Annotated in this window: 25 protein-coding genes; 18 read left to right on the plus strand and 7 right to left on the minus strand. The window is 41.1% G+C overall.

Features of this window, described 5'->3' with window-relative positions; genetic code table 11:
- Positions 1 to 18: 18 nt before the first annotated feature.
- Positions 19 to 1,554 (plus strand): class I SAM-dependent methyltransferase, encoded by a 1,536-nt coding sequence (locus Q4567_RS14550; protein ID WP_303500861.1) that lies wholly within the window; start codon positions 19 to 21, stop codon positions 1,552 to 1,554.
- 11 nt (positions 1,555 to 1,565) lie between these two features.
- Here Q4567_RS14550 and Q4567_RS14555 read toward each other — a convergent pair whose 3' ends face one another.
- Positions 1,566 to 2,351, minus strand: a complete 786-nt coding sequence (locus Q4567_RS14555; protein WP_303500863.1) for an SDR family NAD(P)-dependent oxidoreductase — start codon at positions 2,349 to 2,351, stop codon at positions 1,566 to 1,568.
- Between the two features lie 179 nt (positions 2,352 to 2,530).
- Between Q4567_RS14555 and Q4567_RS14560 the strand changes: the two genes are divergently transcribed.
- From Q4567_RS14560 to Q4567_RS14585, 6 genes are read left to right on the plus strand one after another with little or no spacing between them, the layout of a single operon-like run.
- On the plus strand, positions 2,531 to 3,343 hold the full coding sequence (locus tag Q4567_RS14560; RefSeq protein WP_216047140.1) for a cyclase family protein: 813 nt from the start codon (positions 2,531 to 2,533) through the stop codon (positions 3,341 to 3,343).
- A gap of 10 nt (positions 3,344 to 3,353) precedes the next feature.
- Positions 3,354 to 4,166, plus strand: a complete 813-nt coding sequence (locus tag Q4567_RS14565; RefSeq protein ID WP_216047141.1) for a cyclase family protein — start codon at positions 3,354 to 3,356, stop codon at positions 4,164 to 4,166.
- Entirely contained in the window at positions 4,153 to 4,497 is a 345-nt protein-coding gene (locus Q4567_RS14570) for a cupin domain-containing protein (RefSeq protein ID WP_303500865.1), read from the plus strand. Before Q4567_RS14565 ends, Q4567_RS14570 begins: the two co-directional genes overlap by 14 nt.
- A 12-nt stretch (positions 4,498 to 4,509) precedes the next feature.
- Entirely contained in the window at positions 4,510 to 5,319 is an 810-nt protein-coding gene (locus Q4567_RS14575) for an SDR family NAD(P)-dependent oxidoreductase (RefSeq protein WP_303500867.1), read from the plus strand.
- 5 nt (positions 5,320 to 5,324) lie between these two features.
- The gene (locus Q4567_RS14580) at positions 5,325 to 6,242 is read left to right on the plus strand and encodes a 3-hydroxyacyl-CoA dehydrogenase family protein (protein WP_252728823.1); all 918 of its coding nucleotides are present in this window, start codon (positions 5,325 to 5,327) and stop codon (positions 6,240 to 6,242) included.
- Positions 6,243 to 6,273: 31 nt separating this feature from the next.
- Complete coding sequence (locus Q4567_RS14585) at positions 6,274 to 7,107, plus strand: enoyl-CoA hydratase/isomerase family protein (protein ID WP_216047145.1); 834 nt, start codon at positions 6,274 to 6,276, stop codon at positions 7,105 to 7,107.
- A 137-nt stretch (positions 7,108 to 7,244) separates the two neighbouring features.
- Here the strand turns inward: Q4567_RS14585 and norR are convergent, their stop codons facing one another.
- Positions 7,245 to 8,801, minus strand: coding sequence for a nitric oxide reductase transcriptional regulator NorR (norR, locus tag Q4567_RS14590; protein WP_303500870.1), 1,557 nt, complete (start codon positions 8,799 to 8,801; stop codon positions 7,245 to 7,247).
- Positions 8,802 to 8,997: 196 nt separating this feature from the next.
- Here norR and Q4567_RS14595 point away from each other — a divergent pair, with 196 nt between their 5' ends.
- The 5 genes from Q4567_RS14595 (at position 8,998) to Q4567_RS14615 (ending at position 13,096) form a co-directional block, all read left to right on the plus strand.
- The gene (locus Q4567_RS14595; protein WP_303500871.1) at positions 8,998 to 9,252 is read left to right on the plus strand and encodes a hypothetical protein; all 255 of its coding nucleotides are present in this window, start codon (positions 8,998 to 9,000) and stop codon (positions 9,250 to 9,252) included.
- Complete coding sequence (locus Q4567_RS14600) at positions 9,252 to 10,484, plus strand: NnrS family protein (protein ID WP_216047148.1); 1,233 nt, start codon at positions 9,252 to 9,254, stop codon at positions 10,482 to 10,484. Before Q4567_RS14595 ends, Q4567_RS14600 begins: the two co-directional genes overlap by 1 nt.
- 26 nt (positions 10,485 to 10,510) lie before the next feature.
- On the plus strand, positions 10,511 to 11,692 hold the full coding sequence (gene hmpA, locus Q4567_RS14605) for an NO-inducible flavohemoprotein (protein WP_216047149.1): 1,182 nt from the start codon (positions 10,511 to 10,513) through the stop codon (positions 11,690 to 11,692).
- Positions 11,693 to 11,886: 194 nt separating this feature from the next.
- The gene (locus Q4567_RS14610; protein ID WP_216047150.1) at positions 11,887 to 12,294 is read left to right on the plus strand and encodes a hypothetical protein; all 408 of its coding nucleotides are present in this window, start codon (positions 11,887 to 11,889) and stop codon (positions 12,292 to 12,294) included.
- Entirely contained in the window at positions 12,284 to 13,096 is an 813-nt protein-coding gene (locus Q4567_RS14615) for a sterol desaturase family protein (RefSeq protein WP_216047151.1), read from the plus strand. Before Q4567_RS14610 ends, Q4567_RS14615 begins: the two co-directional genes overlap by 11 nt.
- Before the next feature lie 92 nt (positions 13,097 to 13,188).
- Here Q4567_RS14615 and Q4567_RS14620 read toward each other — a convergent pair whose 3' ends face one another.
- Both Q4567_RS14620 and Q4567_RS14625 read right to left on the minus strand, forming a co-directional pair.
- A complete protein-coding gene (locus Q4567_RS14620) occupies positions 13,189 to 13,434 on the minus strand; it encodes a PEP-CTERM sorting domain-containing protein (protein WP_303500872.1) in 246 nt (81 codons plus the stop codon).
- A complete protein-coding gene (locus Q4567_RS14625) occupies positions 13,410 to 13,775 on the minus strand; it encodes a hypothetical protein (protein WP_303500874.1) in 366 nt (121 codons plus the stop codon). The genes Q4567_RS14620 and Q4567_RS14625 overlap by 25 nt, the downstream gene beginning before the upstream one ends.
- A 513-nt stretch (positions 13,776 to 14,288) precedes the next feature.
- On the opposite strand from Q4567_RS14625, the gene Q4567_RS14630 reads away from it, so the two are divergent.
- The 5 genes from Q4567_RS14630 to speB all read left to right on the plus strand — a co-directional run bounded on the left by Q4567_RS14630 (position 14,289) and on the right by speB (position 19,809).
- Complete coding sequence (locus Q4567_RS14630; RefSeq protein ID WP_216047153.1) at positions 14,289 to 14,843, plus strand: DUF1439 domain-containing protein; 555 nt, start codon at positions 14,289 to 14,291, stop codon at positions 14,841 to 14,843.
- Between the two features lie 192 nt (positions 14,844 to 15,035).
- Entirely contained in the window at positions 15,036 to 15,557 is a 522-nt protein-coding gene (locus Q4567_RS14635; RefSeq protein ID WP_303500876.1) for a hypothetical protein, read from the plus strand.
- 144 nt (positions 15,558 to 15,701) lie between these two features.
- The gene (secD, locus tag Q4567_RS14640; RefSeq protein ID WP_303500877.1) at positions 15,702 to 17,537 is read left to right on the plus strand and encodes a protein translocase subunit SecD; all 1,836 of its coding nucleotides are present in this window, start codon (positions 15,702 to 15,704) and stop codon (positions 17,535 to 17,537) included.
- Positions 17,537 to 18,511, plus strand: a complete 975-nt coding sequence (gene secF / locus Q4567_RS14645) for a protein translocase subunit SecF (RefSeq protein ID WP_216047156.1) — start codon at positions 17,537 to 17,539, stop codon at positions 18,509 to 18,511. Before secD ends, secF begins: the two co-directional genes overlap by 1 nt.
- A 473-nt stretch (positions 18,512 to 18,984) precedes the next feature.
- Positions 18,985 to 19,809: an agmatinase gene (speB, locus tag Q4567_RS14650; RefSeq protein ID WP_303500879.1), complete on the plus strand. Its 825-nt coding sequence runs from the start codon at positions 18,985 to 18,987 to the stop codon at positions 19,807 to 19,809.
- Positions 19,810 to 20,057: 248 nt separating this feature from the next.
- On the opposite strand, the gene Q4567_RS14655 is transcribed toward speB, so the two are convergent.
- Positions 20,058 to 21,038, minus strand: a complete 981-nt coding sequence (locus Q4567_RS14655; protein WP_216047158.1) for a transposase — start codon at positions 21,036 to 21,038, stop codon at positions 20,058 to 20,060.
- A 429-nt stretch (positions 21,039 to 21,467) separates the two neighbouring features.
- On the minus strand, positions 21,468 to 23,795 hold the full coding sequence (locus tag Q4567_RS14660) for a peptidase U32 family protein (RefSeq protein WP_303500880.1): 2,328 nt from the start codon (positions 23,793 to 23,795) through the stop codon (positions 21,468 to 21,470).
- Between the two features lie 222 nt (positions 23,796 to 24,017).
- Between Q4567_RS14660 and Q4567_RS14665 the strand changes: the two genes are divergently transcribed.
- The gene (locus Q4567_RS14665) at positions 24,018 to 24,686 is read left to right on the plus strand and encodes a glutathione S-transferase (RefSeq protein WP_303500881.1); all 669 of its coding nucleotides are present in this window, start codon (positions 24,018 to 24,020) and stop codon (positions 24,684 to 24,686) included.
- 27 nt (positions 24,687 to 24,713) lie between these two features.
- Here Q4567_RS14665 and Q4567_RS14670 read toward each other — a convergent pair whose 3' ends face one another.
- Positions 24,714 to 25,208, minus strand: coding sequence for a hypothetical protein (locus Q4567_RS14670; RefSeq protein ID WP_303500882.1), 495 nt, complete (start codon positions 25,206 to 25,208; stop codon positions 24,714 to 24,716).
- Between the last annotated feature and the right edge of the window lie 366 nt (positions 25,209 to 25,574).

Below are 25,574 nucleotides of genomic sequence, written 5' to 3' on the forward strand. Positions count from 1 at the left end.
TAGCTAACAGGTGCAGTAATGAATTCAGAATACACTCAAGACGTCGCGTTTAATTCAGATTTTGGTGCATTACAAACACCTGTTCACATCACTACTGCAGCCCTACTATCGGGTTGGCCTGCACATAAATTTGCAGGCCATTTTCGGTATTTAGATTTAGCTTGCGGGAATGGACATACCTTAACGCTATTAGCGGATGCCTACCCCGAAGCTGAGTTTGTTGGGGTAGACATCAATCCCACACACATTGAACAAGGGCAAACACTCGCCCGCCAAGCAAATTTAAAAAATCTACAATTTTTCTGCAGCGATATAGCCGATGCTGGGCAATTAAACCTGAAGGAGTTTGATTATTGCACGGCCAGTGGCGTATTTTCGTGGCTCGATGAAAAACGCCAAACAGATTTATTCGATGTTGCGACCCGTGCACTTGTACAAGGAGGCTTATTCTTTTTAGATTACTGTGCCTTACCGGGTATTACTCAAAACGCGACTTTGTATGGCATGTTGCAACAACTCTCCACCGAGTATTCAGGATCTAGTGCTGAGAAGCTCAAAGGTGCGAGTCAGTTACTGGCTGAAGTCAGAGGAAATAACGGCCAATTCTTCCAACAAAATGGTCAAGCAAACGAGCGTTTTTCCCGATTGCTTGCAAATGCCCCAGAGGATGAAGCCCACGAAGTGCTCAACCTGCAACCTCGCAGCGTTTGGAGTCGCGACATTATTGCAAAAGCACAAAGTGTTGGGCTTGAGTTTGTCGGCAGTGCGGGCCTACATCATAATATAGCCGAATTTTCTGCACACTTGGGACTACCAGCTAATAGCGAACAGTTTTCAGTGGCAACACAGCAAATGTTGCAAGATATAGCTTGGAATATTGCACAACGTAAAGATATTTATTGTAAAGGGGCCAAACCTTCAACCTCGTCATTGTTACAAAGAGTTGGAGAATGTCATTTTTATTTTGCGCCAGGCGCCCTTAGCGATAACATGATTGGCCACATTACGACTCAATTTCCAGCCGCCAACCTACTCACCCCGACTATTGTATCTTTGCTTAGAGATCATGCAGATTGCAGTACGATAAACGCGTTGATCAATAAATTATGTGAGCGTTACCAAGCGAAACTAGCCAGTTCTTTTTTAGAAGCTGAAAAGCTAGTGACTCAATTGCTGGCTACTCGGGTTATGTCATTGGCGAAACCAATTGCCCCATCTTCGCCACAAGGTACTTTATGTATGCCTTCTTTATTGAATCAAACCTTGCTAAAACAAGATATTCATCTTGAGCATGGAAGACCCCTTGCTTCGCCGTTGATTGGTACACGTTTGCTGTTACCTATCAAAGATAGATTGTATTTATGGGCGTTGGTATTCGGTGACGTTGGTGCGGCATGGGATAAATTAGGCGACTTGCAGAATGCGTTTCATGATGCAAATGGTCAACCGATAACGAAACAAACCTTTGCAGCAATTATTGCTCAAAGCCAACCCGCTTTTAATCAACGGGTTGTGCCCGAGCTGTTACGCTTGGGCATTCTTCAATACCGTTAATTGCAAGGCCTTTAATTGCAAGAGAAGCCACCATCGATATTAATCACTTCGCCAGTCACTAAGTTTGAAGCAGCGGATGCTAAAAACATAAAGATTCCATTAAAGTCTTCAGGCTCTCCTAGGCGCCCTAACGGGATTCGACTTAGCACATCGGCGCGTTTGTCGGCAGCTTCTGGCTCAAACAACCAACTCGTTAATGCCGAGCGAAATACTGTAGGCGCGATGGCGTTAACACAAATATTATGTGGTCCAAGTTCCACGGCTAAAGAACGAGTAAGCATATTGACTGCAGCCTTAGATGTACCATAGGCTGACGTACCGGCAGCGGTAGCAAACTGAGCACGCACCGAGGAAACTAAGATGATTTTTCCGCCACGACCTTGCTCGGTCATCACTTTACTGGCTTCCCTTGATACCAGCCAGCTTTGTTTTACATTGGCGTCCATGACTCTATCAAATTCTTCTGGGCTCATTTGTGCGATAGGTTTTACAACAGCCGTACCTGAGGCACAGACTAAAATATCGAGTGGATGTTTATGCGTTGCATGTTTGAGCATGCGCTCTACCACTTCTTCGTTTTCCGGTCTGCCCACAAAATAGGAAACCTCTACCCCGTAAGACTGAATTTCCTGTGCAAGGGCCGATAATGTCTCACTATTCGAGCCTGTTAATGTAATGTTTGCACCTGCTGCGGCCAACGCTTTTGCTGCTGCCGATCCTAACGCACCCGTAGCACCAACTACGAGGGCTGACTTGCCATCAAGGCTAAATAAAGATGCTGGTGAAGTTTGTTGCATAATTGTAACTCCCTTAAGTTTCAAACTGACAATAAATTGCCTCCAACCCAAGTATTCTGCAGTCTAAGCCTAAAAACCATTTAAATTTAAATAGTGTTTCAATAGTTAAGACAACCCTGTCGAAGCGTCCCTTTTCCCGTGCAATACTCTTTTCACACCTTGCAACTGTGGATAACAAAATGACCGTTAGAACAGAACCAAACACTGGCCTTCAATTTGTAGAGTTGAGCCACCCATGGCATCACAATCAACCCGTTTTGCCTGGACACGATGAACTTATTCTATACCGTTCAGTGAATCACGCGAAACATGGTGTGATGAGCCAGAAATTTAAAACGACTTTTCATACTTCAACACATGTTAATGCGCCTATTCATTTAGTCTCTGGTGCCAAAGGCATCGGCGAATTGCCGCTAGAAACATTCTGGGGTACAGGCGTCGTAATTTCTATACCCAAACAAAAATGGCAGCAAGTTAGCGCCGCTGATTTAGCTTCATTTGATCAATATATTAATGCCGGTGATATCGTTTTGATCAACACCGGATGGCATCACCTTTATGCTGATAGCCAAGCCTATTTTGGCCACTCTCCAGGCATCACAGAAGATGCAGCTCAATGGTTCGTGGATAAAAAAATCAAAATGTTGGGAGTAGACACTCCGCAAGTCGACCATCCTCTTGCTACCTCGTTAGGGTTGCACAGAAATGGCCCAACAATGAAACGACTAGCCCCAGAATATGAAGCTGAAACCGGCCGAAGTGCAAGTGAAGACTTTCCTGATTGGATACCAGCTCACAAATTATTGTTACAGAACGGCATTCCAACTATCGAGAATGTAGGCGGCGACCTTGACTCTGTCACCGGCAAACGCACTACCTTCCATGCCATGCCTTGGCGTTGGAATGAAGGAGATGCTTGCGTAATTCGATTAATGGCAATTTCAGATCCAAATGGGCAATACCGTATCGAACCCGGTACGAATCAGGAATAAGGAGAGCGTAATGTCACAAACAACACAAGGTTTACAGTTTTTTGATTTAAGTAATCGTTGGGGACATGGTATGCCTCAATGGCCATCTAGCCCTAAAGGTATTGCCATTAGCACCCAACAATTTCATGCCATGAATGGCTGCCAAGTACTTGAATGGGAAGGCATTATGCACCGCGGCACCCATATGGATGCACCTATTCATGTAACCGAAAACGCGCCACATTTAGATGACTTTGAGCCTTGGCGCTTTTTTGGCACCGGCGTAGTAGTGTCGATACCGAAAGGAAAATGGGGCGTAGTAACACCCGAAGATTTAGAGAAAGCCAGACCACAAATCCGCGAAAACGACATTGTGATAATCAATACTGGCAGCCACAAAAACTTGGGGGATAACGATGAATATTATCAATATTCCCCGGGACTTTATAAAGAAGGCGCTGAGTGGCTGGTTGAGCACAAAATAAAATTATTGGGCATTGATGTACAGGCCTTAGACCACCCTCTTGGGACTAAATTGGTAGATCATGGTCCTGGCCCTACTCACCACCACTTATTTAAAGAATACAAAGAAGAAACAGGTCGCGATGTGATGAAGGACTTCCCACATTGGGAACCATCTCATAAAGCACTACTTGCAGCGGGGATCCCCGGTATCGAAAACGTTGGTGGAGACATCGATAAAGTCACCGGAAAACGCTGTACTTTTATGGGCTTCCCATGGCGCTGGCCTGGTGGCGATGGCTGCGGTATTCGACTTGTGGCGATTATTGACCCAGAACAATCTTATGTGATCGATAAAGGAGACGATTATGCAAGTAACTAAATTGAACGACGCCAAAACCTATGAAGCTAGACAACATTGGGATATGGCAGGTTTACGACTACAAGGCGCAGATGCCACCAATATCGACGCATTTAGCTGTTGTTTATCTTACTTCCTCCCCGGTGGCGGTGCGGAATGGGCTTCTTCTCCAAACGAGAAAGCTTATATCGTACTCGACGGCGAAGTGACTATTCTTACCAAGGAAAATGGAACTCAAAAAGAAACGGTTTTAGGTCCACTAGACTCTTGCGTCATTGAATTTAATGAAGAACGCGCAGTTGAAAATCGCAGTAATAAAGTTGTCACTATGCTTGTAGTGATATCCAACTAGGAGGATCAGATTATGATATCTGAAACGTTGAAAAATCCATTATCTTTGTTTGACGTGAGTAACAAATCAGCATTGATTACAGGTGCATCCGGGGCCTTTGGTCGCGCTGTGGCCATCACCTTAGCATCACTTGGCGCAAAGTTGACTTTAGTGGCTGGCAACAAACAAGAATTAGAAGCAGTTGCAGAGGAATGTCGCGAAGTGGGCGGCACTGTACAAACTCTAAATTTGCGTCCAGATACATTAGAAGACGCCAATGCGATGGTGAATGCAGCGGTAGAAGCCTATGGCGATATTGAATTGATGTTTATCGGTTCAGGTTACAACAAGGCAGGTTTTATTCACGAACAAGATTATGAAGATTGGCAAGCTGTTATGGATGCTAATGTGCGTGGTAACTGGTTCATGGCTAAAGCTTATGGCACCTATCGCATCAACAATAACTTAACTGGCGGTAAAGTAGTTATGGTGTCGTCTGTGCGCGGTCGCCACGGCAATATTTCAGGCTACACAGGTTATTGCACCAGTAAAGGTGCTACCGATATGTTGACCAAAGTACTCGCTACTGAGTGGGGACAACATGGTATCAACGTCAACTCAATTGCGCCTACGGTATTCCGCTCAAAACTCACCGCTTGGATGTTTGACGAAGACAATGAATTAGGACAAGCAACTAAGCAGCGTTCTTTGTCTCGTTTACCTTTGGGACGCCTCGGCGAACCAGAAGATTTAGTCGGTATGGCGTTGTATTTATTGTCACCTGCTTCAAATTTTTGTACAGGTCAGATTATGTACGTTGATGGCGGCTTTACAGCGGGGTAATGACAATGGCAGATCAACCTAAGGTCACCGTAATAGGTGCAGGCTTAATGGGACACGGTATTGCTCAGCGCTTTTTAGCTGCTGGTCACCCAGTCAATTTAGTTGACCCCAATTTGCAAGTGCTTGAGCAAGCTGAGCAGCAAATCAGTGACATTTTTACACTGCTTGAACAACCTTATGATAAGGGAGATCTTTTAAGCCTATACACAGAGATACAACCTGCGGTGGAAGACGCTGAGTTTGTCATTGAAGCAGGACCAGAAATACTAGATGTAAAAAGAGACATCTTTAGCCAACTAGCCCGCTTTAGCAGCCCAAAATGCATATTAGCGAGTAACACCTCGGCCATCCCGATTTCTGAGATAGCCAAAGGTATTTTGCATCCACAACGTATTGTGGGTGCCCATTTCTGGAATCCACCTCACTTAGTGAGATTGGTTGAAGTGGTGCAAGGGGATGAGACTAGCGTAACAACGGTGGAACAGACCATTGCATTACTTGATGCGGTAGGCATGAAATCAGTTCACGTTAAACGGGATATTCCAGGTTTTATTGGCAACCGTTTACAGCATGCAATGAAACGCGAAGCCATTGCGATGCTTGAAGCTGGGGTCTGCGATGCAGAAACCATTGATGACGTGGTGAAGTACGGATTTGGCCAACGCCTAGCGGTGCTCGGTCCACTGGAGCAATCTGATTTAGTCGGACTGGATCTCACCCTGCGTATTTTAACCACAATTTATCCATCACTAGATACCAGTTCATCACCGCAAGCCGCATTGGTTGAGCGAGTCGAAACTGGACAATTAGGCATGAAGACGGGTGGCGGTTTTCGCCAATGGACGCCTGAAGCCGCAGACGACGTGCGCACTCGCGTACGTGAACACTTAGTCGCGAAAGCGAAACAAACAACAACTAATTGAGCGAAAATCGCAACCTAAAGAGGACAACATAATGGCTATTAATCAATATTATCAAGTACCTAAATTGGAAGAATACAGCGAAAAGTTTAAGGACTTTTTCAAGTTCAAACGTGAAAATGGCATTCTCGAAGTGAAAATGCACACCAAAAACGGTCCAGTAAAGTGGAGTTATCAGTTCCACCACGCACTTGCTGAATTATGGACAGTCATAGGTCACGATAAAGAAAATGAAGTACTTATCCTCACCTCAACTGACGATAAGTGGATCAACGAATGGGATGTTGAGTCATTCAAAGAAGTTGAGCAATCACCAGATGACGACAAACGTTTTGATGTGCAAATCTACGACACTCTCAAAATTGTAGAGAACTTTATTAATGATCTCGAAATTCCCACAATAGCTGTAATTAACGGCAAAGGGATTCATTGGGAAATGTGTATGATGAGTGACATCACCCTTTGTACTCCTGATTTCGTGTTGCAGGATGACCACTACGGCATGGATAGCGGCCATGTACCTGGTGACGGTATGGGTCTTTGTCTACAGGAAATCTTAGGTGTGAAACGCGGTAACTATATGATGCTGACATGCGAAGCTATGGATGCTCAAACCTGTTTGGAGCTTGGCGCAGTAAACGAAGTAGTAGAGCGCGAGAACATTGTAGATCGTGCTTGGGAAATAGCCCGCAACATTATGACTAAAAGTCGTTCATGCCGCCGCCTGACCCATTACATTTGTGTTCGTCCATGGAAAGCCGTGGTTGAAAGAGACTTTAGAATCCATGTTTTATCTGAAATGTATTCATTTAATATGTCCAAGTCAGAGCACGATTTTGAATATATAAAATACGATGAAGAAAAATAGAGTGAGTAAATAACCACAGTGAAAAAAGATGCTTCGGCATCTTTTTTATTGTCGCTTCATTTTTCAGCTTGGCTCCTAATGATAGGCCGTTGCTAGAAAAGTAGAATGACTAAAACCTGCACTTAGCACAACGTTGTTTACAATGTTTTTTTGATGTTTATACCTAAACGTTTAGCAAGCCTAACTAAGTTCGCCCTATCTAGGTCAAGTGCGCGAGCAACCGCTGCCCAATTGTAATTGTGCAGTTTTAACTGTTCAGTAATTAAGTTGTACTGCAATGACTCAACGGTTTTTTTCAACGATTGATTGGCTGCATAATCGACAATGTTTTGCTCTGCAGTCGTCACATTTTGCTGTATCTGTGGCATTAAGTCACAATGTTCACGAGTAATCGTAACTATCGGGTTTTGCCACTGACTCTGCATTGCTTTTAATGCGCTGCGACTAATCACATGTTCCAGCTCCCGAACATTACCAGGCCAACCATATTGATTGAGTAGCAACTGTGCTTCAGTGCTTAGTTTAAGTTGTTTTATGCCTAATTTACGGGCTGTTTGCTCGATAAAATAACCGGCTAATAAAGTCACATCATGTTCGCGTTTTCGCAGTGGTGGCACTTTGATAGGATAGACACTCAGCCGATGATATAAATCAGCCCTGAAACGCCCTTGTGCCACTTCTTTTTTCAAATCCCGATTGGTCGCAGCCACTACCCTTACATCCACATACTTCAGGGTGTCTTCACCAACAGTTTGTATTTCACCGCTTTGCAAAACGCGAAGTAACTTACTTTGCATTGCCAAAGGAAGCTCGCCAATTTCGTCTAAGAATATGGTTCCACCATTGGCTAATTGAAACTTGCCTTGACGTGCGTTCTGCGCGCCGGTAAATGCCCCTTTAGCATGTCCAAAGAACTCACTTTCCGCAAGATTTTCTGGTAATGAAGCACAGTTGAGATGAATAAGAGGTTGATCGTTTCGCGCAGAATGCAAGTGGATATTACGTGCAACTAATTCTTTTCCAACGCCTGTTTCACCTAAAATAAGTACACTAAAATTAGACCCAGCGACCAATTGAATATCATTTTTAAGGGTTTGTATTGCCGGACTTTGACCAATAATTTCGCCACCATCACGGGTTAACGCTTCGCGGTTGAGCTCTTGTACCAGAGCAGTAGACTGTTGCGCATGATGTTTGTATTGCGCAAGCTGCAAGGCAATTTTGAAGTGGGCGCTACAAAGTGCTTGTAACTTATTTAAGGTTTCACTGCTGATATTATTAAAGGCGCTGGCATTCAAACTATCAAATGTAAGCACCCCCAATAACAAATCCCCATCTAATAATGGTAAACCTAAACAGGCATGAACTGGAATATCTCCCTCTTTTGCTAAAAGTAAACCGTCATATGGATCAGGTAAGGGACAATCGTGAGCAAACTGCAAAGCCTGTTTAGCACTGCATATGGCTTCTAATCTAGGGTGTTCTGATATGTTAAAGCGCCGTCCCAAACTGTCTGGCATCAAACCTTTGATAGCAAGCGGTTTTAGTTGCTCACCTTGGAACTGTAACAACGCGCTAGCATCACAGGGAACAACTTGTTGAACGGTGTTGAGTAACAGATCATAAACTTTCTGGTGCAAAGTTGCTTGTGCCAGTTGCAATGCTACCTTTGAAAAATCAACTTGCCCAACCATGTCAAAAAGACCTATTCGAGTTATATAAACACGTTAAACAATAGGTCATTTCGACTCTAAATGTAAAGCACAAATACCTAACCAATTGAATTTTATCAATAAAATTTATTGGCACGAAACCTGTAAAGTCATTATTGAAGTAAGTGTAATCAATACCTGCAATATTCCAACCAAGGTAAGTGTTTAATAGGAAGTTATGAACACAGTAAATAGACAATTAACCTTTGATACACAGTTTAAATCATTATTGCTAGGCGCTAATTTAGTACTGATTATTAGTGTTATTTTAATCGTTCTGAGTATTTTAATTAGTTACCCCTTTGCCGAGCATTTTTCAATGTTGACGCAAACATTTTCCCACATTAGTACGATTATTATGGCTGCCATTTTGAAAGTTGGCTACGTCGTTCGCTTTATAGCGCAGCACGGCTTAGGTCAGGAGGTACGTTAATGCGCCCTATCAATTTACAGGAGCCAGAAACACCGAAAAAAGGTATTCTAGCGTTTTCCAAAAGTCCTGTTTGGATGCTTGCCTTTAGACCATTCTTTTTGATGGGAGCGATGCTCGCACTGGTATCTGTGGGTTATTGGCTGCTGATTTTAACTGGATACACTGCGTGGCAATTAACAATTCCCGCAACGCTTTGGCACGCTCACGAAATGTTATTTGGTTTCGCTGGGGTAGTCGCGGTAGGATTTTTACTGACAGCAGCACAAACTTGGACAGGAGTTCCAAGTATCAGTGGAACGCCTTTAATCTGGCTCACCTTTATATGGTTAGCTGCGCGATTTTGTTTTTTTATCCTTGTACCAGACTTTGCCAACCTGAATTTATATTTAGTCATGATACTGCAGTTAATTTGGTGGTTAGGCGCGATAGCGACTCTGGCTAACATGTTGTTCAAAGTAAAAAATAAAAATAACTATCCCTTGTTAGCCGTTTTGGTTGTGCTTTGCGCATTAAACACCTTCTATTTGGCGTTAATATTGAACCATGATGTGCAGTATGCTTTGGCCACCGTCGATACTGCGGTATTAATTATGACCTTGTTAATTGGCATTGTTGCTGGCCGAGTTATCCCCTTTTTTACCGCCAAAGGATTGCAGCTCGCCAAGCAAGTAAGCACGCCTAAAATCGATATCGCGCTTTTGTATTCTTCAATACTTGCCATTGCTTTATTTTTTATCAGTAAGTTATTTCTTAACGATATTAATCCAGCTTTAGGATTCACCTTGGTTGCCGTGCTGCATCTGATTCGATCGTATTTTTGGTGGAATAAAGGTGTGTTAAACGTGCCTTTATTATGGTCGTTACACATTTCTTACTTCACATTGAGTGTGGGATTATTTTTAGTCGCTTTAAGTTTAAGTAGCGAGCTAATTGAGTTCCAAGATGCACTGCACCTTATCACCATCGGTACTATTGGAATGATGATTTTAGCCATGATGACCCGTGTATCCCACGGTCATACAGGAAGACCCTTAGTGATCCCACATTTTATGGCAGTCGCATTTGCGCTCGTGATGGTCGCAGGAATTATTCGCTCGCTTTTTCCCCTATTTATTGAGTCATACCTTGCGTGGCAATTGAGTGCTGTGTTGTGGTTAGTGGCCTTTTTATTATTTTTGATTCATTGCATACCGATTTTAACTCGGCCTCGCATTGATGGTCGTCGTGGATAATAGTCACAACACTTTAGGATACAAATATGCTAACTGATAACACTATAAAAATAGTTAAAAGCACAGTTCCGCTATTAGCGGAAGCTGGCACAGTCATAACTGAACATTTCTATAAACGTATGTTTAGTCACAACCCAGAACTTAAAAATATTTTCAATATGACAAACCAAGCAAAAGGAAAACAACAATTTGCATTATTTAACGCCTTAGCTGCTTACGCGCAAAATATTGATAAATTGGCTGTACTAAAAGATGCACTGGAACGGATTAATCATAAGCATGCCAGTCTTAATATTTTACCGGAACACTATCCAATTGTAGGTGGACACTTAATTGCTACCCTCAAAGAGCTCATTCCTGACCAATTTACCCCCGAGGTGGAGTATGCCTGGCGCGAAGCTTACGCAGTGTTAAGTGATATATGCATCACTGAAGAGGCAGCTTTGTACGCCCATAACAAAAATACCCAAGGTGGTTGGTCTGGCACACGTCAATTCGAAATTACGAATAAACAGCAAGAGTCAGAGTTAGTGACAAGCTTTGAACTTACCCCCGTAGATGGTAAGGAAGTAATTTCCCATAAACCTGGCCAATATTTAGGGATCAAAATCAAACCTGATAATTGTCAGTATGAACAAATTAGGCAGTATTCTATTTCGCAAAAAGCTAACGGCAAAAATTATCGTATTAGCGTTAAAAAAGAGTTATTCCCCAAACCTGGCGTAGTCTCTAATTATTTGCATTCTTTACCTCAAGGCAGTGTTGTAGAGCTATACCCGCCTGCCGGAGACTTTTATTTACGTGATAATGCAACGCCAACAGTGCTTGTGTCTGCAGGCGTCGGTCAAACTCCCATGATGGCCATGCTACAAAGTTTGTTGAGTGATAAAAACACCGAAAACATTATCTATTTACACGCATGCGAAACCCCAGAGCAACACTCATTTGCCAATGATTTAAATGAGCTTAGTCGCCTTTACAATCGCTTACAAACCGCGACTTGGTTTAATCAAGGTGGAGAAGGATGTAACTATACCGGCTTAATGAATCTTCGCGATTTAGATACGGAGTTGCCGATAAATAATGGTGAATTTTATCTTTGTGGTCCGGTTAATTTTATGGCTTTTATTAAAACTCAACTACTAGATTTAGGCGTTGATAACAGCCGTATTCATTATGAACTATTTGGTCCTCATCAAGATTTATAATCGTTAATACTGATCATTTTATTGCGCCCATTGGGTTGGGCGCATCTGCATATAGCAGCTCAAAGCTCATTCTCAATCAAGCACTAAAATAAACTAGAAATATACACTGTATCTCTATTATTTCCCCCACGAGTAAACAATCCGTATTTAATAAGTTAAGCTAGCGCCTCTTTTGTAAAATGTGTTCAACTTAGATGGCTTTATTAAATATAAAAATAATGCTGCCCAAAGCTGCTGCATTCACTATGCATCAGCTAGCTGACTGTGAGTTTTTGAGCAAAGTATTTGCTACAAAAATCATTGAGTTGGATAACACTGGCAGAAAACCTCGGCGCTTAGTTGATATGCGAGGCCATCAGTTTGTTGAGGAGATCATTCAACTTAGTGATACTAAGCTTGTATATCAGATTGTAGGAAACGGACCGATACAACAGCATCAAGGTCAAATTAATTATATTAGCAATAGTGCAAAACCACATTTACAGTATCTAATTGAAGGCCAAAGCAATACGTGGGTCCCCAATTGGCTGCTAAAAGTAGTGATGTTTTACGACTTTAAATTAGCCGGCAAACGACTAAGGAAGTTACTCTATGAGCGTTGAATATATCTTGTTATTGCTCAGCCCGTTATTTCTTATTGCTATTGGCATAGAAGTGCGTAAACGCAGAGAAAGTTATTCATTAAAAGAGTTTGGTTTAAACTTAGGTTTAGCCTTGTCTCATCAAGCAACAGACATACTTGCTATGCTCGCATTAATGCCATTTTTTTATTGGATACATAGTAATTTTGCTATATTTACCATTCAATTAAGTCCCCTATGGTTAATTTTAGCATTCGTATTACAAGACTTTTTATACTATTGGTTTCATCGTGCTAGTCATCAATGCAATTGGTTATGGGCAGCTCATGTTGTGCATCATAGTTCCACCAATATGAATTTTTCTACTGCTATGCGGCAAAGTCTTTTCTATCCCATTGTTGGCATGTGGATATTTTGGCTTCCATTGATTATTTTGGGTTATACGCCCGAGTTAGTATTGGCAGTGGTAGCCTTGAATCTGGCATTCCAATTTTTTGTGCACACCGAGCTTGGTCCCGAATTCAAAGTACTTGGTAAAGTGTTTAATACACCAACTCACCACTGCTTACATCACGCCAGTAATCCACAATATATTGATAAAAATTATGCTGGTGTACTCATTGTTTGGGATAAAATTTTCGGAACCTTCGTCAGCAGCGATGGCGAAGCTCCAAATTATGGCGTGACTGAACGTCAATATAAGGTGTCATTTTATGATGTGGTATTCACACCATGGCGAATACTATTTAACAAAGTAAGACAGCAAAAAAGTGCCTTTTGTGCTTTGAAATTATTATTCAACAAACCCCGCAACTTACACTAGTGTTCTATTAACTCCCAACTAAAAAGCAAGATTTCTAGCAATAAAAAAGCCCCGATTTTATCGAGGCTTTGAATAATTTAAATAGTACTTAATTAAGCGTGATATCTTTTTCTTCCAACCAACGCTAATAAACCTAAGCTAAGCAATAAAACGGAAGCTGGCGCAGGTACTGCTACAGAACCAGATTGAGTTTCAATTTGAAACTGTGCTTGGGTTCCGGTGAAGTAGAAAGTGTCATTACCGTCACCAACATCATAACTGATTTCAATACTATTGGCGGTAAAAGACAATGCTTCAGGAACGGCGATATCGGTTAAATTTCCTGATATCCATGACAATCCTGTAATTGATTCACCGGCATCAAAAACGATATTGCTAATAAAAGCAGTGAAAACTTCAAAATCGAGGTTATCTTGTGAACTGAGAGTAACGATGTTTGTTGTCGGTCGAGATCGATAAATACTGAACCTCCAAACCAATCGCTGTCATTACTCAACAAGTCTGTACTGTCTAATTCGTTACCCGCTCCAACCGATGCATTTAAGTCTTCATAAACTAATGGGCCAGCGTCGAAACAACAATATGGAAGGTCACTTTCAGTGCGAAAATCACCGGAAATAATAGTGGCATTAGCCACGCCCGCAAAAAGTAAAGCAACTAAACATAACACTTTATTCATTTTTAAAACCTCATAAATGATACAACTGTTAAAACAAAAGCAATAGTCAGGTCAATATTTTAAACGGTTGATAAATAACGATTATTTATCAATTCACGTTTTAGAATAAAAATCTATTGTAAATAAATCTGACAAAAAATCTCATTTCTATCATATACTTAAGTATAATACCCAAGATATTATTGAGCGACCATATTTGGCTGTTTTTCAATTTAAGGTTATCGATTCAGATATATCACTACTAGTGAATAGTGTTAGTCGTAAGCACTTATTTTCAAGTTTAAGCGCAAAAAACAAATATCTAGCTTCGCTGCAATTAATTTTTTGTTTACTAGCATTTATTTATTTTCACCTCCTCCCGAGTTTAAGACTAATAGCATTACGCACTGCAAGCTCGTACAATACGAACTAAGCGTTCGTCGATCTTAAGCTGTGAAACGCTACAATCATATTGTTTATTTAGTCGCTAACGTTGTGCCACTTTATTGTTATCAAATCACCAGAAGGTTTGTCATGAAAATTTTATTTGTAATTGGAGCTTTATTTCTAACTGGGTGTGCCAGCACACAAGGCTTATCGGTTTTTTCATTCTCAAACGCTCAAGTGCAATCATTACTAAGCCAACAACTCCCCAATTTAAGCGAAAAGGTCAATGTAATGGGGTTGCCTGTAGAGCTGAACGTTAACAATCTAAGTGTTAATATTGGTCCGGACAACCGGGATGTCATCGCCCTTGGCGTTGATTCCGGTGCAGAAATAAACGCCTTCGCATTTAAATATCCAGTACGTTTAATGTTGCAAATCGAAGGTAGCCCTTCTTACGACAGTGATAAAAAAGCAGTATATTTACAAAACCTTAAACTCGTCGACTCAACGGTTGAAGCGGGTAAATATAAAGGTAATTTGAACCTATTAAATGACCAAGTAATGAATCTGATTAATACATTTTTAGCGACCACACCAGTGTATAAATTAGATATGGCAGACCCTAAAGTTGCGCTCTTGAGCAAAGTCCCTTTGAATATAAAAGTGGTAGAAGGTGCGATTCAATTGGTGCCAAGTCTTTAGTTTAGATTTGAAATCGTCGAACCCGCTATTTAGGTTCAACGAAAGCATAGGCTGCACCTTCTGAGTAATATTTGTTTATTTTTTATTTATAAGTGACCTTGCATTTTTTCAGTTCGTCCTTATTAAAGCTAACAATTCAACAAGAGTATATTAAACAGTTTCATGTGGACTTGGCGGGCGTTTATTTTAAGCATGTGTATTGCACTTTTTGCGGTACTAAGCTCCCCTGCCCGCGGTTTAGAAATCTCACTGCATAGCGAAAATAAAACAGTACATATTAGTGTTTATAATCACAACATCGATAATCCAAACAGTGTTGCTAAACTCAACCACACCACTCAAATTTTGTCGTCGGATTACCTGCTTATTAAACGAAATAACAGGTTAAAAGAGCATAACAATCAAGTAGGCGATGACTTTCGCTCGGAAATTCCTCCTGAACATATTAGATTTAATCGTGACATACGCTGGCCCCCATTCGAACGCTCAGCATATAGCGCTTTTAGCTCTTCAATTCAAAACGAACCTATATTTGTTTTAGCCTACGAATTTCTCCCCGAAATTTTAGGCCGTCAGCACTTTTTAGCACCATTAACACCAAGTGTTGATATTCCTTGGTATTTGCGCCCCGATGCGGCAAGTAATCAAAGCAAATTAAATGGCTGGAAAGACGCAAACACGCTTTATACCGGCACCATTACCTACCTAAGTTAAAACGTTCTCGCGCTGATTAGAGCGCACTTTTATTAATTGTACTTTCAGTACTGAATTTTATTTTGCATTGGCGCGAATCCGCGCCCTTGCCCCCTAAATGATAGTCGCTTCAAAGCGCTTCATTTGGGTAAAAAGAGAACGAATATGCGTAAAACAACTGCAAAACCCAAGCATACTTGGCAAATAATAGTGATCATTGTCACTGTACTCATTCTGGGATTAAATGCGATTCCAACACTATACGGGAGCAACAACGCGTTATTGATTAGCGCGCAAACCCCAACTCAATCACTGCCGTCGCCACAACAGTTGCGTAATTTAATGCAACAAGAAGACATTCAAGTTAAACAAATTATCAACGGCGAAGTAGACAGTAAGATCGTTATTGAAGGAGACGATGAAACACTGTCACGGGCACAGCAGCAGCTAAAAAGTAATTTAGGTTCGGCATACCAAGTCCGCTTAGGAAGCCAATCTGCGGCCCCTAAGTGGCTCGACGAACTAGGTATGTCGCCGATTAAATTGGGCTTAGATTTAAGCGGTGGAGTGCTCTTTGTACTGGAAGTGGATATCCACAAAGCTGATCAAGAAAGAATAGAAAGTGCCAAAGACGAAGCCCTGCAAATCATTCATCAAAATAGTTTGCGCGGTATGACTGTCAAGGTTGCTGCTGATAACGAGGATTTGACGAGCAAAATTAACTTACATTTTTTGAGTCATCAATCCGGCAATGTGAAAATAGTAGTAAACGAATTACAGAAACGTTTGCCGGGCATAACTTACACATCTGTTGATGATAACAACGGCATTTTAATGTATTCCCAACAAAGCCTTAGCACATTTCACAGTGAAACTATGGCCCAGGCAATTACAACTCTACGTGGCAGAATTGAAGAGTTAGGAATTACCGAAGCAGTTACGCAACGACAAGGAAAGAATCGTATTCGTGTGGAATTACCTGGGGTTAAAGATCCAGAACAAGCCAAACGAATCATAGGAGCGACAGCCTCATTAGATTTTTATGAAATAGCTGGCGATGGTGCAATTGGAACTAAAACCTTTCGCGATGAAGACGGTCGTCATTTGCGGGTAGCTTCAAAGCCCATTTTTACAGGAGCGAGTATCGAAAATGCCAGCACAGGTCGCGACGAAATGGGCGTTGCCTTGGTGAACCTGTCGTTAGATGCTATTGGCGGTCAAAAAATGTCAGCGTTCTCCAAAAACAATATTGGCAAGCCTATGGTAGTGGTTTTTTCTGAGTACCACAGAAACGCTGCTGATGAGATGATCAAAAAAAGCAAAGTCATCAGCGTTGCGACTATTCAAAGTCAGTTGGGTAACCGTTTTAGCATCACTAATTTAGAAAGTCATCAGGCGGCATCTGACCTTGCATTACTCTTACGCGCAGGCTCGTTAGACGCTCCCATTACTATAGTTCAACAACGCACAATTCAAGCCTCTTTGGGGCAAGACAATGTCAACAACGGGATCATGGCATTAGCCATTGGTTTAGGCATTACGTTGCTATTTATGGGCTTGTGGTATCGAAAACTCGGCTTAATTGCTAACACCAGTTTGGTGCTTAACCTAGTGTGTTTATTGGGCTTAATGGCATTGTTACCAAATGTGGTGCTTACCCTCCCCGGTATTGCTGGTTTGGTATTAACCGTGGGCATGGCCGTAGATACAAATGTGCTAATTTTTGAGCGAATAAAAGAACAGCGAAGGCGTGGACAAAGTAACTTCTCAGCCATTGAAACTGGCTATAAAGAAGCATTTTCGACGATTTTAGATGCAAATATCACCACAATGATCACCGCGTTAATACTCTTAAGTATTGGCTATGGCCCAGTAAAAGGATTTGCCATGACGTTAAGCCTAGGTATTTTAACCAGTATGTTTACCGGTGTATTTGTTTCCCACGTTTTAACCTATTTGGTGAAACCACAAATTGCGGTATCACATAAGGAGCTCAGTTAATGACAACACATTTAATCAACAACTCATCAAGTAATAATGAGTCCAATGAAGGTAAAGGTTCAACTCAAACCGTTTCTCGTTTTAGCAAGTATCGTTTGGCGGGCTTTTGTTTGGCTATGGCTTTGATGGTAATATCTGCATTGGGATTAGGTCTGCGCGGGTTAAATTTGGGATTAGATTTTACTGGCGGTTATTTGACCGAATTTACCACCAGCCAGAGTATCGAAAAATCACACATGCAAAACCAATTAGCTGCGCAGTTAACTGGCGATTTTGAACTCAATAGCAGCATGACAAATACCCATTGGACTATTCGCCAAGGGGATGACACAACGGATGTAATTGATAAACAGTGGCTAAATCAATTTGCCAACCAAAGCGGTTACGATATTACACCTCAGGATTCGGTTTTTATTGGCTCCCAGGTTGGATCTGAACTGATTGATAACGGTGGTTTAGCCTTGATCGTAGCGGCAATTGCTATGATGGTATACCTAACTTGGCGCTTTGAATGGCGCTTAGCCTGTGGTTCATTGGTCGCTTTAGTACATGATGTTTTAGTTGTTCTTGGGCTATTCGCCTGGCTCGGTTTGACCTTTGACTTAACTGTGCTTGCTGCCGTACTAGCCATCATCGGCTACTCACTCAACGACTCTATTGTAATAGGCGACAAGCTCCGTGAAGTAATGCGCGCCAAGTCCGGCTTAAAGATGAATGACTTAGTCAATACCGCAATTAAATCAACATTAACGCGCTCACTGATAACCTCAGGCACAACACTGGCTACAATAGGCGCCATTTGGATATTCGGTGGACAGCCATTACAAGGTTTTGCCATTGCGTTATTTGCAGGTGTTGTGTTTGGAACACTCTCTTCAATTGCAGTTTCGGCCACAATCCCGCAACTAATAGGTTTAAATCCAGCATTCTATCAACATCGTGCCCAGGAATTACTACTCAATGATGAGCCATAGCTATCGCTAGATAGAACCCAGAATCAAGATTAAAATGTCCACATAAGTGGACATTTTTTGCTTTGAAGTTGCAGTAAAGGTATTAGCTAGACACCCATGATTGTTAGCTGGAGATATTAGATATTAGCGAGACACCCATGATTAGCTGGACACCCATGATAGGGATATTATTAGCTGGACACCCATGATAGAAGGTATTAACTAGACACCACACCCATAACAAAATTTTACAATGGGTTAATGAACTGGCGTCATATTTCGAGTGTTATTATCAAGTGCAGCAGATATACGGCTTGGCAATCTGAGCCTGAATTTCTATCTGGTTGGCAAGATTCAGCATCCACTTAATCAAAGCAGAGTAGCTCCTGACGATTTACCATAAAACAAACAGGATAGCAGGTGCCTGCAGGTGGATTTATCATTCATGGCAATTTAAAGTGGTGCTAATGATATGAAACTTTGAGTACGCCACTATGAAAAAACCGCAAGATAAACCATTATCTAAAGATGACATTGCTTTACTGAACATGCCATTTGACGCTTTTTCGTCACATCTGAAAGGCGCTGCTTTGGGACCAAAAGCAATACGCACAATGATGGAGTCGGGCTCATCAAATTCAGCTACTGAGTTGGGGCAAGAGCTTAATGATAATCCTAGGTTAGTGGATGCCGGTGAAGTGTCTTGGACACAAGAAGTCGACGCATTTGAAGCGCTTGAGAAGGTCATTGATAAGATAGCCTTGCAAGGTGCGAAACCCCTGACTTTTGGTGGCGATCACTCCATTACTTATCCGATTATTAAAGCGTTGGCAAAACATCATTCTGACATTACTATTTTGCATTTCGATGCTCATCCCGATTTATATGACATTCTTGATAACAATCCATTATCCCACGCCTGCCCTTTTGCGCGAATCATGGAAAATAAGTTGGCCAATCACTTAGTACAAGTAGGGATCCGCACCTTAAATCAACACCAACGAGAACAAGCAAAACGCTTTGAGGTTGAAGTACACGAAATGACCCACTACAAAGGCGCTCAACAAATCAACATTACCGGCCCTGTATATATAACAATAGACATGGATGCACTGGACCCAGCCTATGCCCCAGGCGTATCTCACCACGAACCAGGTGGTTTAAGTGTACGCCAAATATTGGATGTTATTCATCGCTTAAACGTACCCGTAATAGGCGCTGACATTGTCGAATACAATCCCATACGTGACATAAACGATATGACCGCTATGGTTGCCACTAAGTTATACAAAGAAGTCTGCGGTAAAATGCTCGAGTAGTAATGTCTTCGTTAATTATTAAGACACCTAATTATTAAGACACCCATATATATGAAAATATATATGTTCCTCTAAGTTAATACTTGATGACTACGATGCTTTAGTTTCCTTGAGCTTTAGGAGGTTCTATATATATTCTGGAGGGCTAATGGTCATTTTCAAATTGATAATGTCTCTGTTTTAACATTCCAAAGACAACAGTGATTGCCAACTTTTGCTGCAATATTGGTAATTTTAGGTGTATGACTTTAAATTTGTCTAAGCAACACTTTTGCTTTTCCCATGCCTCGTATTCGTTGATGTTTTGTGTTGCGCTTAAATTGTTGCAGCATATGTTCACTGCCCACTGCAATCGAAAAATGCTGTTCAAATTCAGTGGTAAGAGTAAACCATTGCTCTGAATTGATACCTAAATTATCTATAATGGAGCTTTCTTTTGCCTTTAAGTGTCCCACTTTATCGTCTCGAATAAATTGACCGGTGCGAACCACTAACTCACAATAGTTAATTAAGCTGAAGGCGATACCTGAGGCCATATTTTTTTGATGATTACCGACAAAACGCAGCAGTGAATCAGGTTGTTTACCCGTTTTTACAGCGGCGATACGCTGGAAAATACTGGTATGCTTGGAGGTTTGCGGCGTACTTTCCATTTTCGCTCGAATTGGGTTCAAGTCAACGTATGCCATACAGGCAATAACGGCTCGTTGGTCTAAGAGCGCTTGAGATTTGAATCTTCCTTCCCAAAATCTGCCTGTACATTCATCCTCTTTGTTTGCTTCTCTAGCAATGTACTCGTTCAAATCACGCATAAACCAACTTATGTCATACAAGCGTTTACGATTTACTTCGGCAATTTGATCCACCGTGAGCTGCTCATATTCGCTTAGCTCTTCACCGCGCATGAATTTTTGCGTAAGCAGAGTGCCTCTGTGTAATTGATGCCAGCGAGTAAGTACCTCTTTTTCCGACCAACTCTCAGCAAGGTTTTTATCTACAAACAACACCACGTGAGTATGATTGTTCATAACCGCATAAGCCGCGATATCGATAGCAAAGACCGAACCTAAAAATAATAGACGAGATTCCACCCAGCCTCGTCGATGCTCATAACTTTGCCCGGTAAATTTATTTTCACCACATAAAAATGACTGTCTTACACATCTGGATACACAATGATAATAAGGAGTATCGATTAAACTTATTTGATTTTTTCGAGCTTGCGGCATACATCATCCTTCCTTGGTTGATTGAAGACTTTTAAGTTTAGCCGAGAGTTGAGAATTTAATAGTATTGAAATAGACACATGAGCATAACCTGTTTCAAAACTGAAAGGTTTTAAATTTAATCCAGCCGTAAAATTGTTTACTTCAAGTTCTCATCCAAAGGTGGGTGTCTTGATAACGGCCTCAATAACTAAGCATGGGTGTCTTAATAGTGAGTTTGGCTTGAAATCAAAATGGAGAGGCAAGTGATAGCGTTTGCGCAAGCAATGTTAATTTTGAAGTATATAACCGAGTTGTCAGTGTGACAGTGACTGACGGAGAACAAATTAACAAATGCCTTAAGATGTTAAATTTAGCCTGCCAGATTTTGAGCTCTTTTAATTAGAGAACCATCGGTATTTAAAAGTTAATTGTCAATATACCTCCATTACTTAAAGCCCAGCATGATATTGACTAACTGTTGATTCCGGCACCATAGCATTTAACGTTGCCTCCACCATTTTATCTCCCGCGAGTAATTGTTCGAATTGATGAATTAACGCAATTTTATCCGGAGAAACTTTATCGCCAGCACCAATGTTAGTTAAATCAATCATAAAACCATCAAATAAGTCAGCCAAATCATGTATCACCTGCATATTCAAAAACTGGTCTTCGTTGTAAATGCTAGGGTAACCCGCTTTTTGTTTATCAATGGCAAAAGACATCCCTTTAAGATTAGTAATACTAGTGGATTTATCACAAGACAGCATACATCCGTTATCTATTCTCGGTTTTTCACAACCGACACTTTGCTGGAAGAAACACTGTCGGCTAGTCATCAGTAAAATTGGGTGATAGATGCTGTAAAATAGTTTGAAATTTTCAGGACGTGCAATGTTTTTCATTTGCATACGATTAAGCTCATTCGAAATAAATGCGCCACTACAATCAAAATCTTCTTTCATTGCCATCAATGCATACGAGTTGGTTGTATTTAAAAATGGTCCTGCTATCCACTTTATTCCTAACTGATTAGCACGGTAAGCAATACCTGTATTGTTAGTAACGATTAATGGCGGCATAACTTTTTCCAAAATATTAATTGCCACATCATAATCTTTGCCAATTAATACTGCTGGAAACCATGGTATCAGGCGCGGATTGTCAGCCAAAAAGTCAACGTACTTCGTGCAATCACGTTTATAAGCATCGGGTAATTTAAAGTAAATATCAGCGCTGGAAACGTCTGCCAAAGCAACATCTGCTTGGTCACAAATTAATATGGAAAGCTTAACGTTAGTATCTGCACTTTTTGGGTGATTTTTCAATTTAGGTAATGTCACAGGAGGGATCAACGCTTGCGCACCATTGAGCAATCTAATCGCTTCATTTTTCAAAGTTGTCATTTCACTAAAAGGCACAGTTAACCCAGTTGACAGATGCTGAGTATCAATGCTTTGGAGCTCATAATCCCCATTCCCCAAACTTCTAAAGCGTTTCTCTAAGACCTGTTCGTCAATCGCATTTTTATCACTTTTTGCTAATAAGCTGCTCGATTGTAATGTAAAACTTTTGCTTCGCCCTTGAGATACTTGAGCCTCAGTACTTCGATAAAAAGCCCCATCATCGGTGCGAATATTTAGGGTTAATTGACTACCTTGCTGACCAGAAAAAGCTAAGATTAAAGGGACTTTATCTATACTCAAATACTGAATTTTTTCTCGTACAATATCATGAAGCTCATTTTTTTCTTGGTAAAGAGTTTGCTTCACTTCTTGTATTTGTACCACCGATATACGATTGCTGTCGTCGTTAGAGGTGGCTTTAGCAATGGCATGGTTTTTAGAGTTGTCTCGAGGGTTATCGATAAACATTGACTGATTCAAATCACCGCGCAAAAACGCATTAGAAAAATCCCGATTAAAGACTTTATACAAGCGCTCACCATCTTCAAGTAACTCGCCGGTTTCAATAAAACCGTCGATTTGTTTACGAAAACTATCCACTACCGTATGTACGTAACTTGCGCCTTTTATTCGTCCTTCAATTTTAAACGAATAAACACCGGCTTCGATGAGTGCTGGCAGATCAAAGAATGCCGAGTTATCTTTAAGATTAAGGGGGAAATTGTGCCCCGACTCGGTGGTTTCATATTCTTCACGGCACGCTTGACTACAGCGGCCACGATTCCCCGAGTTACCAGCGCTTGCAGAAGTTGAATAACACAACCCCGAGAACGCCACGCACAATGAACCATGAACGAACACTTCAGTTAAAATATCGTGTTCGCGGCTAACTGCAGTTAAGGCTGTTATTTCTCGTAGGTTTAACTCTCTAGATAAATTAACCCTTGAGGCCCCTAATTTTTTTAGGAAAGCTATTTGGCCCGCATTATGAGTAGTGAGCTGTGTAGAAGCATGAATATCCAAGCTGGGAAAATGTTTTTTAATCAGGTTAAACATACCTATATCTTGAACAATCACACCGTCTAAAGTGGTGTTTACTAGCTTACTGAGTAATTTAGCTAAGGTCGTAAACTCTTGCTCTAGAATCACAATATTCAAGGTTAGAAATATTTCGCAATCATATTGATGGGCTAAGCGAATTACCCCAACAAGTTGTTCAAAAGAAATATTAGACGCGCGATTACGGGCATTAAAGTTGTCTAAACCACAATAAACGGCATCGGCACCCGCAATAATGGCCGCTTTAATGGCATCAATATCTCCACCTGGGGCTAATAATTCAATTTTTTGTGTGGTTTGGAGATTATTCATGCCGATATTACTCATTTAGGTGCGATTCATTGGGGGTGATACTCACAGAAGTATTATAAGTCCTGCAATTTTATGCTGGCGATTTTACCTGTATCTTTAGCCAATGAATATGACTAGAGTAGATTATTATCTGTAAATACTGCAAAGTACCAAATTAAGCTACTCAAAACATGAGATAAATGTCATCAGAGCTAACTTTGAAGAACACTAGAACGATAAACTATGACACTGCCAATACTTTACTCATTACGAAACTGTCCTTATGCGATGCGAGCTAGAATAGCTCTTTTCAAAGCCAATCAATCTGTTGCTGTGCGCGAAGTAAATTTAAACAATAAACCCGTAGAAATGCTCGACGCTTCAGCCAAAGGGACTGTGCCAATTTTAGTTGTAGGTGATGAATTACAACCATCGTTGATCGTTGATGAAAGCCTTGAGGTTATGTTGTGGGCCTTGGCTCAGAATGATCCTGACGATCTACTTCGTAAAGATGATCCAGTGGCACTACCTTCAATGCTTTCAATGATTGCACGTTTTGATGACGAATTTAAAACTCGCTTAAATGCCTATAAATGCGCACAACGATATCGAGAAAATAATCTGACTGAATGCAGGCAGGCTTGTGAGATTTATATTCAAGAATTAGAAGGTCTATTATCAGTTGAGAACGCTAAAAAGAATACTAACAAAGCCAGTTATATCATGTCAGACAGAGAAAGCTTAGTTGATATCGCACTTTTACCCTTTATTCGTCAATTTGCTAAAGTAGAACGCCAATGGTATCAGCAATCCCCTTATCCCAATTTGAAAAAATGGCTTAAGCATTACCTACAAAGTGTGATGTTCACCAAGGTAATGACAAAGTTTGAGGTATGGGATGCGAGCAAATAGCCCTGTCACTTCTGGATAAAAGTCATACTATTTTCTAACAACCCAGCTACCATCTGCTCCACGGCAAGCAACTCCATGCACTATCTCAGCGTTCCCTGCAATGGTTGCATCAACAGTATATTCGCGACATGTTTGACCATCAATTAAGTACGTTTTGGTAGGTACCACGCGGTATTCATATCCTGTATCCGGGTTATACCATTGTGTTGCAACGCCAGTACGAATCGTTTCTAGAGAATGGGAAATATATATTCGATCATGTCGATTCATATGACGCCCCACATTGCCGCCTATATGTATTTCAACCGTTGGGCCGACAATTGTAGCGTTCGCGCGGGCCTCACCTTTGCCAATCTCATGACCGATTACGCCACCAATAATACCACCGATAATTAAACCAGTGAGCGGGGTTGCTCCTCCACCATGACCATGGTGTATACCTCCGCGCCCCGCACAAGAAGATAACAATAAAACACTGATGCAAGACAAAGCGATGACTACTTTTTTAGAACCTGTAAACATTATAAGTACCTCTCTATTTGGCATGACCGAATTTGGTGTAAAAAAACAAAATGCCTACTCTCCAGTAAGTTAATTCACAAATGCAAGATTATCTTGAGACGCATGGAGTTTTTTACTGAGAATGCAATCAATATTAACGATCAAATATTGAAAGAAGGTGCAGGTAATGTGGAGAAAATGCAGATTTCGTATCTACAGACAAAAAGGAATAAATAAGACACCCATAACTAGCACGTGAATAAACAGGACACCCACCGCAAAGTTTCGTATTCGGCGCTATTGATGAAGAAATAAATAAGACACCCATAACTAGCACGTGAATAAACAGGACACCCACCGCAAAGTTTCGTATTCGGCGCTATTGAT

The organism is Aliiglaciecola sp. 2_MG-2023 (assembly GCF_030548145.1).
Taxonomy (GTDB): Bacteria; Pseudomonadota; Gammaproteobacteria; order Enterobacterales; family Alteromonadaceae; genus Aliiglaciecola; species Aliiglaciecola lipolytica_A.

Coding starts and splice junctions, on each gene's coding strand:
- Q4567_RS14550 (WP_303500861.1), top strand. CDS start 19: ATGAATTCAGAATACACTCAAGACGTCGCGTTTAATTCAGATTTTGGT.
- Q4567_RS14555 (WP_303500863.1), bottom strand. CDS start 2,351: ATGCAACAAACTTCACCAGCATCTTTATTTAGCCTTGATGGCAAGTCA.
- Q4567_RS14560 (WP_216047140.1), top strand. CDS start 2,531: ATGACCGTTAGAACAGAACCAAACACTGGCCTTCAATTTGTAGAGTTG.
- Q4567_RS14565 (WP_216047141.1), top strand. CDS start 3,354: ATGTCACAAACAACACAAGGTTTACAGTTTTTTGATTTAAGTAATCGT.
- Q4567_RS14570 (WP_303500865.1), top strand. CDS start 4,153: ATGCAAGTAACTAAATTGAACGACGCCAAAACCTATGAAGCTAGACAA.
- Q4567_RS14575 (WP_303500867.1), top strand. CDS start 4,510: ATGATATCTGAAACGTTGAAAAATCCATTATCTTTGTTTGACGTGAGT.
- Q4567_RS14580 (WP_252728823.1), top strand. CDS start 5,325: ATGGCAGATCAACCTAAGGTCACCGTAATAGGTGCAGGCTTAATGGGA.
- Q4567_RS14585 (WP_216047145.1), top strand. CDS start 6,274: ATGGCTATTAATCAATATTATCAAGTACCTAAATTGGAAGAATACAGC.
- norR (WP_303500870.1), bottom strand. CDS start 8,801: ATGGTTGGGCAAGTTGATTTTTCAAAGGTAGCATTGCAACTGGCACAA.
- Q4567_RS14595 (WP_303500871.1), top strand. CDS start 8,998: ATGAACACAGTAAATAGACAATTAACCTTTGATACACAGTTTAAATCA.
- Q4567_RS14600 (WP_216047148.1), top strand. CDS start 9,252: ATGCGCCCTATCAATTTACAGGAGCCAGAAACACCGAAAAAAGGTATT.
- hmpA (WP_216047149.1), top strand. CDS start 10,511: ATGCTAACTGATAACACTATAAAAATAGTTAAAAGCACAGTTCCGCTA.
- Q4567_RS14610 (WP_216047150.1), top strand. CDS start 11,887: ATGGCTTTATTAAATATAAAAATAATGCTGCCCAAAGCTGCTGCATTC.
- Q4567_RS14615 (WP_216047151.1), top strand. CDS start 12,284: ATGAGCGTTGAATATATCTTGTTATTGCTCAGCCCGTTATTTCTTATT.
- Q4567_RS14625 (WP_303500874.1), bottom strand. CDS start 13,775: ATGAATAAAGTGTTATGTTTAGTTGCTTTACTTTTTGCGGGCGTGGCT.
- Q4567_RS14630 (WP_216047153.1), top strand. CDS start 14,289: ATGAAAATTTTATTTGTAATTGGAGCTTTATTTCTAACTGGGTGTGCC.
- Q4567_RS14635 (WP_303500876.1), top strand. CDS start 15,036: ATGTGTATTGCACTTTTTGCGGTACTAAGCTCCCCTGCCCGCGGTTTA.
- secD (WP_303500877.1), top strand. CDS start 15,702: ATGCGTAAAACAACTGCAAAACCCAAGCATACTTGGCAAATAATAGTG.
- secF (WP_216047156.1), top strand. CDS start 17,537: ATGACAACACATTTAATCAACAACTCATCAAGTAATAATGAGTCCAAT.
- speB (WP_303500879.1), top strand. CDS start 18,985: ATGAAAAAACCGCAAGATAAACCATTATCTAAAGATGACATTGCTTTA.
- Q4567_RS14655 (WP_216047158.1), bottom strand. CDS start 21,038: ATGCCGCAAGCTCGAAAAAATCAAATAAGTTTAATCGATACTCCTTAT.
- Q4567_RS14660 (WP_303500880.1), bottom strand. CDS start 23,795: ATGAATAATCTCCAAACCACACAAAAAATTGAATTATTAGCCCCAGGT.
- Q4567_RS14665 (WP_303500881.1), top strand. CDS start 24,018: ATGACACTGCCAATACTTTACTCATTACGAAACTGTCCTTATGCGATG.
- Q4567_RS14670 (WP_303500882.1), bottom strand. CDS start 25,208: ATGTTTACAGGTTCTAAAAAAGTAGTCATCGCTTTGTCTTGCATCAGT.